The organism is Mesorhizobium sp. B2-8-3 (genome assembly GCF_006440815.1).
In the GTDB taxonomy this organism is placed as follows: Bacteria; Pseudomonadota; Alphaproteobacteria; order Rhizobiales; family Rhizobiaceae; genus Mesorhizobium.
This window is the reverse complement of sequence record NZ_VFTW01000001.1, coordinates 297,287-310,036: the sequence shown is the minus strand read 5'-3', so window position 1 is coordinate 310,036 and position 12,750 is coordinate 297,287. Positions and strand designations below refer to the sequence as shown.

Annotated in this window: 13 protein-coding genes and 1 pseudogene; 13 read left to right on the top strand and 1 reads right to left on the bottom strand. The window is 65.0% G+C overall.

Features of this window, described 5'->3' with window-relative positions:
* The first annotated feature begins 209 nt into the window (after positions 1-209).
* The 4 genes and pseudogenes from FJ418_RS01645 to FJ418_RS32260 all read left to right on the top strand — a co-directional run.
* Positions 210-533 (top strand): DUF768 domain-containing protein, encoded by a 324-nt coding sequence (locus FJ418_RS01645; RefSeq protein ID WP_140863273.1) that lies wholly within the window; start codon positions 210-212, stop codon positions 531-533.
* A gap of 55 nt (positions 534-588) precedes the next feature.
* Positions 589-870, top strand: a complete 282-nt coding sequence (locus FJ418_RS01640; protein WP_140858361.1) for a hypothetical protein — start codon at positions 589-591, stop codon at positions 868-870.
* A 59-nt stretch (positions 871-929) separates the two neighbouring features.
* A complete protein-coding gene (locus FJ418_RS01635; protein ID WP_246682869.1) occupies positions 930-1,886 on the top strand; it encodes an alpha/beta hydrolase in 957 nt (318 codons plus the stop codon).
* 96 nt (positions 1,887-1,982) lie between these two features.
* Positions 1,983-2,308, top strand: a pseudogene (locus FJ418_RS32260) (tyrosine-type recombinase/integrase); the annotation flags it as partial.
* Between the two features lie 252 nt (positions 2,309-2,560).
* On the opposite strand, the gene FJ418_RS01625 reads toward FJ418_RS32260, so the two are convergent.
* Positions 2,561-3,736, bottom strand: a complete 1,176-nt coding sequence (locus tag FJ418_RS01625) for an acetyl-CoA C-acetyltransferase (RefSeq protein WP_140858357.1) — start codon at positions 3,734-3,736, stop codon at positions 2,561-2,563.
* 134 nt (positions 3,737-3,870) lie between these two features.
* Between FJ418_RS01625 and FJ418_RS01620 the strand changes: the two genes are divergently transcribed.
* The 9 genes from FJ418_RS01620 to FJ418_RS01580 all read left to right on the top strand — a co-directional run bounded on the left by FJ418_RS01620 (position 3,871) and on the right by FJ418_RS01580 (position 12,749).
* Entirely contained in the window at positions 3,871-5,817 is a 1,947-nt protein-coding gene (locus FJ418_RS01620; protein WP_140858355.1) for an acetoacetate--CoA ligase, read from the top strand.
* Entirely contained in the window at positions 5,814-6,965 is a 1,152-nt protein-coding gene (locus FJ418_RS01615) for a thiolase family protein (RefSeq protein ID WP_140863270.1), read from the top strand. Before FJ418_RS01620 ends, FJ418_RS01615 begins: the two co-directional genes overlap by 4 nt.
* Entirely contained in the window at positions 6,965-7,405 is a 441-nt protein-coding gene (locus FJ418_RS01610; RefSeq protein ID WP_140863268.1) for a zinc ribbon domain-containing protein, read from the top strand. Before FJ418_RS01615 ends, FJ418_RS01610 begins: the two co-directional genes overlap by 1 nt.
* Complete coding sequence (locus tag FJ418_RS01605) at positions 7,402-7,854, top strand: MaoC family dehydratase (protein ID WP_140858350.1); 453 nt, start codon at positions 7,402-7,404, stop codon at positions 7,852-7,854. The genes FJ418_RS01610 and FJ418_RS01605 overlap by 4 nt, the downstream gene beginning before the upstream one ends.
* Positions 7,851-9,095, top strand: a complete 1,245-nt coding sequence (locus tag FJ418_RS01600) for an MFS transporter (RefSeq protein ID WP_140858348.1) — start codon at positions 7,851-7,853, stop codon at positions 9,093-9,095. The genes FJ418_RS01605 and FJ418_RS01600 overlap by 4 nt, the downstream gene beginning before the upstream one ends.
* Before the next feature lie 90 nt (positions 9,096-9,185).
* Positions 9,186-10,022, top strand: coding sequence for a GntR family transcriptional regulator (locus tag FJ418_RS01595; RefSeq protein ID WP_140784815.1), 837 nt, complete (start codon positions 9,186-9,188; stop codon positions 10,020-10,022).
* 200 nt (positions 10,023-10,222) lie between these two features.
* On the top strand, positions 10,223-10,999 hold the full coding sequence (locus FJ418_RS01590; RefSeq protein ID WP_140863266.1) for an SDR family oxidoreductase: 777 nt from the start codon (positions 10,223-10,225) through the stop codon (positions 10,997-10,999).
* Positions 11,000-11,026: 27 nt separating this feature from the next.
* Positions 11,027-11,686 carry an L-fuculose-phosphate aldolase gene (locus tag FJ418_RS01585; protein ID WP_140863264.1) on the top strand — a complete coding sequence of 220 codons (660 nt, stop codon included), beginning with the start codon at positions 11,027-11,029 and terminating at the stop codon, positions 11,684-11,686.
* Positions 11,687-11,747: 61 nt separating this feature from the next.
* Positions 11,748-12,749, top strand: coding sequence for a sugar ABC transporter substrate-binding protein (locus tag FJ418_RS01580; protein WP_210239900.1), 1,002 nt, complete (start codon positions 11,748-11,750; stop codon positions 12,747-12,749).
* The last annotated feature ends 1 nt before the right edge of the window (position 12,750 follow it).

Genomic DNA, 12,750 nt, shown 5'->3' with positions numbered 1-12,750 from the left:
AGCCAGGGGAGGCTTACTTGTTAAGTCCGTTGGGCGCACGGTCTCCAGGCGACCCAGGAAGAAGCTGACCGTGTTCATCGTCGAGTCATGGAATTTCGCGGGATGTTCGGGTTCCCAACCGTCCATCGATCCGTTCGTTCCTCGCGGTTTCGGATTAGCGGGAACCTCAGTGCCACGGTCCGGTTATCCTCGCTGCGAGGAGATGCTCCATGAATGCGACGAAGGAATTCCTGCGCAGCTGGCTGGAAGAGAATGTCGGTAATTTGCTCGCCGATACCGCGGTCAGCGTTCCGATGCTGGCGCAGCAGTTCGAGCAGGACGCCGACGCCGCCGGCTACGGTCGCGAAGTGCGGGAGCAGGAGGTCGGCAACATCGAAGAAGCCATCCAAAGCGCGCTTGATAAAACCGGCGCGGAAAATGCGAAGACCGACTCGAATTCCGATGAGGAGAATTCACTGGCACCGGTTATCGATGCCTTGGAAGCTGCCGATCCCGACCACGAGGCGCCGGACGACGCCGAGGGCCTGCGGTGAGGGTCAGCAGCGGCGGAACAAAGGCTGATGCCAAGGGTTTGGCACCGATTTGTCCATGGCAGCCATGCAGCCCTTCCGACGAACAGAGACGCATACGATGATGAAGTCCCCTGGAAAGAGCGATCCTGTCGGATCGGAATCAAGCAATAATCAGGCGAAGCGGCAAACAGAGACATTGCCGGAGCAAGACCCCGCGGAAGGATCGCGCAAGACGGTGGACCGCGAGTTGGAACGGCAAAAGCGCTCGCCTGGGGCTGAAGATCGAAAGTCCGGACGACAGGCGCTGCGGGATCAGGTCGACGAAGAGACCGAGCTGCCTCAGAAAGGGTCGGCCTGATCGCGAGCAGCGACGCGACTGCTCTCGTGACGACAAGGTCCAAGCGGAACCTGCTCCTGTTGCTTGCAGCGGCAACGGCTGGGCTGGCGCTCTACAACAATCTTCTCGCGAGACGGGCATTGGCCGGACGCCCGCTCGGGCGTTTCATCCACCTCCGCGGAACCAAGCTGCATTTCCTGGAAGCGGGCCACGGGCAACCGTTGCTGCTCCTGCACGGCAACGGCGCTTCGGCGGAGGACTTCACGACAAGCGGCATCTTCGACAAAGCCGCTGCGAAGTATCGTGTGCTTGCCTTTGACAGACCCGGCTTTGGGCTGAGCCCACGCCCGGTGGGCAGATTTTGGACCGCCGGCGCCCAGGCCGATCTCATCCAGGCCGCGGCCGAAAAACTCCGCGTCGAGCGCTATGTGGTTGTCGGGCATTCATGGGGAGCCGCCGTGGCGCTCGAGATGGCACGTCGGCACACCCGATTCGTCGCCGGTGTTGTCCTTGTCGCTGGCTATCACTATCCGCCGCCAAGGCTGGCGCTAGCCATCTCCGCGCTGCCGGCGGTCCCGCTGATCGGGACGGTATTGCGTCACGCCATACTGCCTTCGCTGGTCAGGCTGAACTGGCGCTGGGCGATGGAGAAGATATTCCACCCGGCAAGGGTCGCGACGCTTTTCGCGGCAACGACAAGCGGGCTGGCGAGCCGCCCCTCGCAACTGCGGTCCATCTCTGCGGAATCCTTCCTGATGCTGGCGTCGGCTCTGTTCCCCAATCGTCGATATGCCGACATCGCCATTCCTGTCGGCATAATTGCCGGCGCAGGTGATCAGCTGTTTGATGCCAAGGCCGAGGCGCTACGGCTGCACGCCGAGATAGACCACTCGCTGGTCGATATCGTCCGGGATGCCGGACATATGGTGCATCAAAGCAAGCCGCAGGCGGTTCTAGCAATGATCGACAAGGTTGCCGCTCTCGCGAGCGTTGCCGACCCGGTCTCTGGGGCCCCTATTCAAGTCTCCGGTTCCTAAGACACGTCCGCGTCGCCTTGCGACGAGCCATCCGGTCAGGAACCGGGTGGCTGCAGCAGGCCAGCGCATAAATCCCGGATGGCTTGAGGCAGGACCTCGAGAGCAAGCCTGCTGGATTGGCTGGAACGGCGTGGTGGCACGGTCGAGGACGATGCTTTCCCGAGCCGGGTCGATCTCGCACACCACATGAGAACAAGGCAGTACGCCGGTCTCGTGACGAATTGGTGACTGCGATCGGTCTGCATCCAGAGGAGTACGGCACTCATTCGCTTCGGCGCGAAGGCTTCGATGATCTACAAGGCGACGGGCAATATCCGCACCATCCCGATCCTGCTCGGCCACTCAAGATTGAGAATACTGTCCGATATCTTGGCGTCGACGTGGAGGACGCACTGCTCTTGGCAGAGCGGACCGAAATCTGACGCTGGGCGGTCATCCGTCGCAGCGCGGATGACCGTTTCAGCTCCCGAGACTACGTTGCTTGTCTTGGGGTGGGAAGCGGAGGTGCAGGTTTCGGGCGATCACCCCGGGAAAGCTGCCCTGCATGTGGCAACGAGCTTCGGCGGCAACGCCTATGTTGGCCGTAGTCTTGCGCTCTAATCGTTGACCAAAAGCTGTCGTGGCCAAGCCCATTGCCCAATTCCCTCAGGCAATTACTGCTCAGAGTGTCAGGTTCACCGCTCCAGGCAGATTGCCACTCCTTGTCCGCCGCCGATGCAGAGCGATGCCAATCCTTTTTTCGCGTCGCGGCGGACCATCTCGTGCAGTAGCGTCACCACGATGCGGCAGCCGGAGCCGGCCAGCGGATGTCCAAGCGCGATGGCGCCGCCGTTAATGTTGATAATGTCCTCGTCCCAGCCCATCTCACGATTGACCGCGATGGCCTGCGCGGCGAAGGCCTCGTTGATCTCCATCACGTCGAGGTCGGACGCCCGCCAGCCGGCCTTGTCGAGCGCGCGGCGCGAGGCCGCCACCGGTCCGAGGCCCATGTCCATCGGTTCGACACCGGCGCAAGCATAAGACGCGATGCGGGCGAGGGGGGTCAGGCCGAGTTCCTTCATCCGCGCCTCCGACATCACCAGCACCGCCGCTGCCCCGTCGTTGAGGCCTGACGAGCTGCCTGCCGTGATCGTTCCCCCCACATCGAAGACCGGTCTCAGCCGGCGGAGGCCTTCCATGGTGGTGGAAGGATTGGGATGCTCGTCACGCTCGACGACAAGGTCACCTTGCCTGGCCTTGATCGACACCCGCGCAATCTCGTCGTCGAACCTGCCAGCCCGGATGGCGGCGTCCGCCTTCTCCTGCGAGCGCAGCGCGAAGCGGTCCTGTTCCTCGCGTGTGATCTGGTAGCGCTGCGCCAGCGCTTCGGCGGTTACGCCCATATGCACCTGATGGAAGGCGTCCCACAGCCCGTCGGTGATCATCGAATCCTTGACGGTCCGGTCGCCCATGCGGATGCCGGCGCGGGCGCCGTGAATGAAATGCGGCGCCGAGGTCATCGAATCCTGCCCGCCGGCGATCACGCAATCGGCGTCGCCGCAGCGAATGGCCTGCGCGGCGAGATGGATCGACTTCTGGCCGGCGCCGCAGACTTTGTTGACGGTCATGGCGGGGACGCTGACCGGCAGGCCTGCCTTGAGCGCGGCCTGTCGCGCCGGATTCTGCCCGGCGCCGCCGGTCAGCACCTGGCCCATGATCACTTCGCTGACGGCATCGGGCGCGAGCTGCGTTGCCGTCAGCATCGCCTGGATAAGCTGCGCCCCCAGCTCCGCCGCCGAAAGGCTGGCGAACGCGCCGTTCAGCTTGCCGATGGGAGTCCGCTTCGCGGCAACGATATGCACGGCATCCATAGTCTGCTCCTCCGCCAGCGCTGTCCACGTGGTCGCGATCGCAGCTTGACATTCTGGTTATAACCAATAATCTGAAACGCATCGGCAGGCAAGGCCGCGGTGTCGAGCCGGGCCTGCGTTGCGGGAGGAAATCCATGTCATCCGTGCTTTGGACGCCGGCGCCGGCCGCGTTCCAATCGTCCAACCTTGCGCGCTTTTCGATAGCCAACGGCTTCGACCCGCGCCACTACGAGACGCTGCATCGCTGGTCGGTCGGCGATCCTGGCGCGTTCTGGCGCGCGGTGTGGGATTTCGCCGAGGTCATCGGCGAGTCCGGCGCGATCGCCTTCCTGCGCGACGACAATGCGCCGATGACCGGGAGCCGCTTCCTGCCGGGGGCATCGCTCAATCTTGCCGAAAACCTGCTGTGTGGCGACGGCGAGAGGGTCGCAGTGATCGAGGCCGACGAGAGCGGCCATTTCCGGACCGTCACGCTTGCCGAATTGCGCCGGCTCGTGGCTAGAATGGCCGACGGCCTGCGCGCGGCCGGTATCGCCAAGGGCGATTGTGTCGGCGGCATCCTGCCCAATCGCGTTGAAGGTCTCGTCGCATTGCTGGCGACGCTTTCCGTCGGCGCCGTCTGGTCGTCCTGCTCGCCGGATTTCGGCGCCACCGCGATCGCCGACCGTCTTGGCCAGATCGGCGTCAAGGTGCTGTTCGCAGCATCTCGCTATCGCTATGCGGGCAAGGAGCACGACATCTCCGGCAGATTGGCCGAGATCGTCGCCGCGATGCCGACGGTGACGACGCTGGTGCTGACCGGCGAATCCGGCCTCAGGCCGGACTGCGCGGCAGATTGCGTTGCGTTCGACGATTTCGGCGGCGACGGCCCGCTGACCTTCGAGCGTGTGCCCTTCGACCATCCGGCCTATGTGCTCTACACCTCCGGCACGACTGGTGCGCCGAAGGCGATCGTCCATCGTACTGGCGGCGTTCTGCTCCAGCACCAGAAGGAGCACCTGCTGCACGGGGACGTCCGTCCGGGCGACGTCATGAGCTGGTACACCAACACCGCCTGGATGATGTATCACTGGCTGATCTCAGGCCTTGGCTGCGGGGCGACGGTAGTGCTCTATGACGGCGCGCCGATCCTGAAATCGCCCGCTGGCCTCGATCCCAGTCCGCTCTGGACAATGGCGGAGCGCGCCAACGTTACGCATTTCGGCACCAGTCCGAAGTATCTCGCGACACTCGCCGTTGAAAATTACGCGCCTGGGCGATTGCACGACCTCTTGTCGCTGCGGTCTCTGCTGTCGGCCGGCGCGCCGGTTTCGCCCGGACAGTTCGACTGGGTCTACGAGCATGTGAAGCGCGATATGATCTTCGCCTCCATCTCCGGCGGCACCGAGATCATCGGCTGCTTTCTGCTCGGATCGCCGATACATCCTGTGCGGCGTGGCGAGTTGACCGTGAAAGGGCTCGGCCTCGCGGTCGGCGTGATGGACGAGCGCAACGCGCCGATCATCGGCCGGCAGGGCGATCTCGTCTGCACCGAGCCATTCCCGTCCATGCCGCTGACCTTCTGGGGCAAGGACGGCGACGCGCGCTATCACGCCACCTACTTCGCCGTCCGCCGCGAGATCTGGACGCATGGCGACGTCGCCGAAATAACGGCTTATGGCTCGGGGATCATCCACGGCCGCTCCGACACGACGCTGAAGCCCGGCGGCGTGCGCATTGGCACCGCCGAGATCTACGCGGCCTGCGAGAACTTCGCCGAGATCGAGGATTGCCTAGTCTTTGGGGCGCCGGTCGAGGGCGACGAAGAAATCGTGCTCTGCGTCAAACTCAATGACGGTTTTGAACTGACCTCCGAGCTTGCCGAGCAAATCCGCAGGGCGATCCGCGAAGGCGCGTCGCCGCGCCACGTGCCGCATCGCATCCACGCGGTGCAGGCCGTGCCTTACACGCTGAACGGCAAGCGCGTCGAGGGCGCCGCCCGCACCACGCTCGAAGGCCAGCCGGTCAAGAACATGGCTTCGCTCGCCAATCCGGCTTGCTTGGAGGAATACCGCGCGCTCGACCGGAGCAAGGCGGCATGATCCAGTCGAAGGGAGCGATCGTCGGCATCGGCGAGTTGAAGCCGCAGCGTCTGACCCGCGGCGTGACGACGCTGGAGATGATCGCCGAGGTTTCGCGCCTGGCGGTGCTCGATGCGGGCTTGGAGCCGGGCGCGATCGACGGGCTGCTGGTCGGGCCACAGGTCGGCGAGACGCCGCAGCATGTCCCGGCAACCATCGCCGAATATCTGGGGTTGGCGCCGAACATGGCCAATGTCGTCGATCTCGGCGGCGCGTCCGGCGCCGGCATGGTCTGGCGCGCGGCGGCCGCGATCGAGGCCGGCATGTGCGAGACGGTGCTGTGCGTGCTCGCCAACAACCGAGAGGAGGCAGCACCCCGCTCGCCCAATCGCAATCCGATCCGCGAGTTCGACGTGCCCTTCGGCGCCTCGGGCGCCAACATCTCCTACGCGCTGCTGATGCAGGCGCATATGGCGGAATACGGCTCGACCGCGCGGGACTTCGCCATGATCGCCGCGGCGGCGCGCGCCAACGCCCAGCTCAATCCCGACGCCATCTTTTTCGGCAAGCCTGCCGATGTGGAAGCGGTGCTGGCCTCGCCGATGATCGCCTCGCCGCTGCATCTTCTCGAAATCGTCATGCCGGTCGCCGGCGGTGAAGCGGTCGTCGTCACGTCTGCCAAGCGCGCGCGGTCGTTGCGCAAGCTGCCCGTGCATCTGTTCGGCGCCGGCGAGAAGGTCACGCATCGCGCCGTGAGCCAGGCGCCGAGCCTGACCTCCGGTCCGCTGAAGGGCGCCATGGCGCGGGCCTTCGCGCAGTCCGGCACGCATGCCGACGAGATGCATCTTCTGTCGCTCTACGATTGCTACACGAACATGGTCGCGACGACGATCGAGGATGCCGGCCTCTGCGGGCCGGGCCAGTTCGGCGCGTGGCTCGGCGACCACGACCTTTCCCACAAGGGTGACAAGCCGCTGAACACGCATGGCGGCCAGCTTGGCTTCGGCCAGCCCGATCTCGCCGGCGGCATGACCCATGTCGTCGAGGCGGCGCGCCAGCTGCGCGGCGAGGCGGGCGAACGCCAGATCGGCGAGGCCGGGCTCGCGCTGGTCACCGGCAATGGCGCGACGATGAGCGAAGCCACAGCGCTCGTGCTGGGAGCCGCCTGATGTCTGTCGATTTGAACACGCTCAAGACCGCCGGCCCGACGATCACCGCGCTGACCAAGCCGTTCTGGGATGCCGCCGCCGAAGGCCGGCTGACCATCCAGCACTGCGAGGATTGCGGCAAGGCTGTCTTCTATCCGCGCCCGATCTGCCCGCATTGCTGGGGCGGGCGTCTGGTTTGGAAGGACGCATCGGGCAGGGGACGGCTGAAATCCTTTTCGGAAGTGCACAAGCCAGGGCATCCCGGCTGGCTGCCGGCGGCACCCTACGTGGTCGGTCTGGTCGAGTTGGCCGAAGGCCCGACGATACTGAGCTTCATCCTGCCCGGCACACGGCCGCGACAGGTCGGGGCCATGCTCCGGCTTGCGCCCACAGCCATCGGTGGCCGCGTCCTGCCGGCCTTCAAACCAGTCGAACCCGGAGCAGAGGAGAAGCCGCAATGAGCACCGAGACGAAAGACGGTTGGGTGGGTGTCGTGAAGGGCCGCCCGCAGGTAGGTGCCTTCGCCGAGCGCACGCGCCGCACGAAGATGAGCGACATCGAGGCCTTCACCGACATCACCGGCGACCGCAATCCGCTGCATTACGATCGCGCGCTGGCCGAGAAGTCGGTGTTCGGCAAGCTGATCGTCCAGGGCGGCGTCACGTCTGGTATTCTCAATGCGCTGGTGGCTGAGGATCTGCCCGGCCCAGGAACCGTGTTCCTCGAAGTGGCCTGGAAGTTCGTCAAGGCCGTCGGCGTTGACGAGGAGATCACCGGACGCGTGGAGGTCAAGGAAGTGCGGCACGACAAGCCGATCTGCAAGATCGAGACCAGCGTGCGCAATGGCCAGGGCGAGCTCTGCCTCACCGGCTCGGCGACGGTCTTCACCGTGCCGCTGCAAGGCGCATGAGCACGGTCGGCGATGGCCGGCTTGGCATGGCGGCCGACAGCGAGCGCTGGCGGGTGCTGTCGCTGCTTTGCCTGGCGGTCGTCCTGTCGCTGACCACCTGGTTTTCGGCCACCGCGATCCTTCCCGAACTGAAGCGGGAGCTGGCACTGGGCGCGAGCGCCGAGGCCTGGCTGACCAATGGCGTCCAGGTCGGTTTCGTCCTCGGCGCGCTGGCGGCGAGCTTTGTCAACCTCCCCGATCTTGTGCGGCTCGGCCGCCTGATGGCGGCCGCGGCCCTTGTCGCCGCGCTCGCCAATGCCAGCCTGCTGCTTCATACCGGGCCGGGCGGCGTGATCGCCGCGCGCATCGTCACCGGCGCCGCGCTTGCCGGCGTCTACCCGCCGGCGCTGAAGCTGGTCGCCACCTGGTTCACGCGCGACCGGGGCCTTGCGCTCGGCGCGGTCATCGGCGCGCTCACCATCGGCTCGGCGCTGCCGCATCTCTTCCGCGCCGTCTCGACCGCGCTCGACTGGCGGCCGGTGGTCGCCGCCGCCAGCGTGGCCACTGCGGCAGGCGCGCTGCTGTTCCTACTGTTCGCCAAGGAAGGCCCCTATCCCTTCGGCAAGGCTATCTTCGAGCCCTCGCGCATCGGCCAGGTGTTTCGCGAAAAGCCATTGCTGCTCGCCAATCTCGGCTATCTCGGTCACATGTGGGAGCTCTACGCCATGTGGGCATGGCTGCTTGCCTATACGCGGGCGGCGTTCGACGCGCAGGCGATCGGCACGGCGGTTGCCGCTTCACTCTCGACCTTCTTCGTCGTCGCGTCCGGCATTCTCGGCTGCCTGCTCGGCGGCTATCTTTCGGACCGCGTCGGCCGCACGGCGACCACCGCCGGCATGATGATCGTGTCGGGCGGCTGCGCATTGCTGATGGGCTTCCTGTTCACCGGTCCGCTCTGGCTGTTCATGCTGGTGGCTATCGTCTGGGGCGTTTCGGTGATCGGCGATTCGGCGCAGTTCTCCGCAGCCGTCACCGAGCTTGCCGACCGCCGCTTCGTCGGCACAGCGCTCTCGGTGCAGCTGGGCGCCGGTTTCGCGCTGACGGTGCTCGCCATCTGGCTGACGCCGCGCTTCGCCGACTTCATGGGCGGCTGGCGCTGGGCCTTCCTGCTGTTGGTTCCCGGACCGCTGCTGGGAGCAGCCGCGATGCTATGGTTGCGAAACTTGCCGGAGAGCGAGAAAATGGCTGGCGGGCTCCGTTAGGAGCCGCTGCTGCGCGTTGAATCGCGGCAAACATTCATACCGGGCGGTTTGCCCGCAGCCTGAAGACCGATGATGGAACAAGCAACCAGAATGCGCGGGCGTCCTCGTTACGACCAGGAAGATGCCGAGGCGGCCGAGGCTTTCCGCTCGATCGGCTCCAAGGTCAAGCTCAACCGCGACGAGGCCGCACCCCTCTGGGTGCAGTTGCGCAACCAGGTCGAGGAAGCGATCAACACCGGCCTGCTGGCCGCCAATTCGCGCATTCCCTCCGAACAGGCGCTTTGCGATTTCTTCGGCGTCTCGCGCCCTGTCGTGCGCGCTGCGATCGGCTCGCTTTCCAACGAAGGGCGCATCATCAAGATGCCGCGCAAGGGCATGTTCGTCGCGGCACCCCGCGAGCATGTCGACTTCATGACCGCCAATCTCGGTGTGTTCGACGACCTGACCGCCAAAGGCCACAAGGTCTCGACCCGCACGCTGGAGATCTACCGCTGCCCGCCGAACGAGAAGGAGTCGAAGGTTTTCGGCATTCCCGCCAATGGCAGCGTGGTCCGCATCAGCCGCGTCTACATGACCGACGGCGCGCCGATCACCATGACGCGCATCAGCCTGCCGGGACATCGGGTACCGGGCCTGGAGAACATCCTGTCGGAAAACCAGTCGATCTTCGGCACCATCCGCGCCGTCTTCGGCCTGACCGTGAAGCGCGCCGACCGCTGGCTGCGCGCCGCCCTTCCCACCAAGGAAGAGGCCGATGAGATGGGCGTCGCCGCCAACACGCCGCTGATCGAGATCGAGTCGATCGCTTATGACGCCGACGGCGCCGCGCTCGAATATTACGAGGCCTTCTACAACTCTTCCGTCGCCCGCATCCACATGGCGGTCGAGCAGCCTTCGGCGACCGTGAACGGCGTCGATCGCACTTGAGGCGAGCTCGTCCAAAAAGATTCCGTTTTCTGGTTATAACCAGATTGACGGGTGAAAAAAGCTTCTGTAACGTCCCTGTCATGGGGTCGGGAGGAGCCTGACCCCGGAGGCATTATCAGGACCGGTCGGCTTGCGGCGCTGCCTCGGCGGTGAGGGCGGAGTTTTGCCCGTCCTCGAGCCTGTCCTGACGGAGGACGTGCATGGATTACCGGTCGCAATTCGACCTGACGGGCGAGGTCGCCGTCGTCACCGGCGGCGCCAGCGGGATCGGTCTCGAAGCCGCCAAGGCGCTCGGGACTTGCGGCGCACGTGTCGTCCTGATCGACATGAATGCGAATGGGCTGAAGGCTGCTGCCGATGAATTGCGGGCCGCTGGTGTCGCAAGCGTCGATGGCCGCGTGCTCGACGTCACCGATCCGCAAGCCGTCGAGGCGATCGCCGCTCGAGTCGTCGCGGACTTCGACAAGGTCGATATCCTGGTCAACAGCGCCGGCATCGCGCGCCTCAACACCGCGCTCGACACGCCTGACGAGGAATGGCGCCTGGTGATGGATGTCAACGTCAACGGCGTCTACTGGGCCTCGCGCGCTTTTGGCCGCTCGATGGTCGCCCGCAAGAAGGGTTCGATCGTCAATCTGGGCTCGATGTCGGGCCTGATCGTCAACCGTCCGCAGACGGCGCCGTCCTATATGGTAAGCAAGGGCGCCGTGCACATGATGACCAAGGCGCTCGCGGTCGAGTGGGCGAAATCGGGCGTGCGCGTCAACGCGCTGGCGCCGGGCTATGTCGGCACCGAGATGACGCTGAAGATGCGCGAGCGTCCCGAGCTCTTCAACACCTGGATCGACATGACGCCGATGGGGCGCTTGGGCACGCCGCAGGAGATCGCCTCGGCGATCCTGTTCCTGGTCTCGCCGGCCTCGAGCTACGTCACCGGCGCGATCCTGTCGATCGATGGCGGTTACACGGCCTGGTAGTTGGCCTCGCAAGGATTGGTATATCGCATGACCCTTTCGGACCACGAGGCGCGCCAGGCAATCATCGATGCCTGCATCCAGATGAACGCGCTGGGCATCAACCAGGGCACATCCGGCAACATCAGCCGGCGCCATGGCGAGGGCATGTTGATCTCGCCGACCAGCACGCCCTATGACACGCTGCAGCCGGAGGACATCGTCTTCATGGGGTGGAACGGCGAGGTCGACGGGCGCCTGCCGCCATCCAGCGAATGGCGCTTCCATCTCGACATCATGAAGGCGCGGCCCGAGGTCAACGCCGTCGTCCACGCCCATCCGACCTACTGCACCACGATCGCCATCATGGGCAGGAAAATACCGGCGATCCATTACATGGTCGCGGTCGCCGGCGGCAGCGACATACGCTGCGCGCCCTACGCCACCTTCGGCACGGCCGAGCTTTCGGCGCATGCGGTGGAGGCGCTGCGCGACCGCAAGGCCTGCCTGCTTGCCCAGCACGGCATGATCGCCGTCGGATCGAGCCTCGCTCAGGCCATGTGGCTTGCCGTCGAGGTCGAGACGCTGGCGCGCCAGTATCACGGCGCCCTGCAGATCGGAGAGCCGCCGGTGCTGTCCGACGAGGAGATCGAAAACGTCATCAAGCGCATGGCGAGCTACGGTCTGCGCGACGAGGAGGCCGCCGCCTGAGCGGCGGCAATCAGGCAGAATCCTCCGGAAGGCCGGAGCGGTTAACAAGGGAGGAAATGAAATGACCAGATCCATGAAAGGGCTCGTCAAGGCACTCGCCCTGGGATTGGCGGTGGCTTACAGCCTTGCCGCCGTCTCGGGCGCAACCGCCGAGGAGCTGTCGCTCAAGGGCAAGCGCATCGGCGTCTCGGCCATCGGCACGGATCATTATTGGGACCTGATGGCCTTCAAAGGCATCCAGGACCGCGTCAAGGAGCTCGGCGGCGAAGTCATCGCGCTCGACGCCGGTCGCAAGGACCAGCAGCAGATCGCGCAACTGCAGACGCTGATCGCCCAGAAGCCCGACGCCATCATCGAGCAGCTCGGCAATCTCGAAGTGCTGAACCCGTGGCTGCAGAAGATCCGCGATGCCGGCATCCCGCTGTTCACGGTCGATACCGCCACCCCGCACGCCATCAACAACACCACCTCCAACAATTACAATATCGGCGCCGAGATCGCCTTGCAGATGGTCGCCGACATGGGCGGCAAAGGCAATGTGCTGGTCTTCAACGGCTTCTACAGCGTGCCGGTCTGCAAGATCCGCTACGACCAGCTGAAATATGTGCTGACCTCGTTCCCGGATGTGAAGATCGTCGAGCCCGAGCTGCGCGACGTTATCCCCAATACGGTGCAGAGCGCCTATTCCAACGTCACCGACATGCTGACCAAGTCGCCCGAGAAGGGCTCGATCGGCGCGGTCTGGGCTTGCTGGGACGTGCCGCAGATCGGCGCCACGCAGGCGGTCGAGGCCGCCGGCCGCAACGAAGTCAAGACCTATGGCATCGACGGCAGCCCGGAAGTCATCAAGATGGTGATGGATCCGAAGTCGTCCGCCGGCGCGGTGGCAGCGCAACAGCCCTATGAGATCGGCAAGACCTCGGTCGACAACGTCGCCAAATACTTGGCTGGCCAGAAGGTGCCGCCCTTCACTTTCGTGCCTTCGGTGCTGATCAACAAGGAGAACGCCGCCGAAAAAGGAAAGCCGTTCCTCGACGCCGCCGAGAAGGCCGGCGTTAAATAGG

Excerpts from the sequence above, each read along its gene's own strand:
- FJ418_RS01640 (WP_140858361.1), top strand. The coding sequence starts at position 589 with ATGGCAGCCATGCAGCCCTTCCGACGAACAGAGACGCATACGATGATG.
- FJ418_RS01620 (WP_140858355.1), top strand. The coding sequence starts at position 3,871 with ATGTCATCCGTGCTTTGGACGCCGGCGCCGGCCGCGTTCCAATCGTCC.
- FJ418_RS01645 (WP_140863273.1), top strand. The coding sequence starts at position 210 with ATGAATGCGACGAAGGAATTCCTGCGCAGCTGGCTGGAAGAGAATGTC.
- FJ418_RS01625 (WP_140858357.1), bottom strand. The coding sequence starts at position 3,736 with ATGGATGCCGTGCATATCGTTGCCGCGAAGCGGACTCCCATCGGCAAG.
- FJ418_RS01595 (WP_140784815.1), top strand. The coding sequence starts at position 9,186 with ATGCGCGGGCGTCCTCGTTACGACCAGGAAGATGCCGAGGCGGCCGAG.
- FJ418_RS01615 (WP_140863270.1), top strand. The coding sequence starts at position 5,814 with ATGATCCAGTCGAAGGGAGCGATCGTCGGCATCGGCGAGTTGAAGCCG.
- FJ418_RS01580 (WP_210239900.1), top strand. The coding sequence starts at position 11,748 with ATGACCAGATCCATGAAAGGGCTCGTCAAGGCACTCGCCCTGGGATTG.
- FJ418_RS01590 (WP_140863266.1), top strand. The coding sequence starts at position 10,223 with ATGGATTACCGGTCGCAATTCGACCTGACGGGCGAGGTCGCCGTCGTC.
- FJ418_RS01610 (WP_140863268.1), top strand. The coding sequence starts at position 6,965 with ATGTCTGTCGATTTGAACACGCTCAAGACCGCCGGCCCGACGATCACC.
- FJ418_RS01600 (WP_140858348.1), top strand. The coding sequence starts at position 7,851 with ATGAGCACGGTCGGCGATGGCCGGCTTGGCATGGCGGCCGACAGCGAG.
- FJ418_RS01605 (WP_140858350.1), top strand. The coding sequence starts at position 7,402 with ATGAGCACCGAGACGAAAGACGGTTGGGTGGGTGTCGTGAAGGGCCGC.
- FJ418_RS01585 (WP_140863264.1), top strand. The coding sequence starts at position 11,027 with ATGACCCTTTCGGACCACGAGGCGCGCCAGGCAATCATCGATGCCTGC.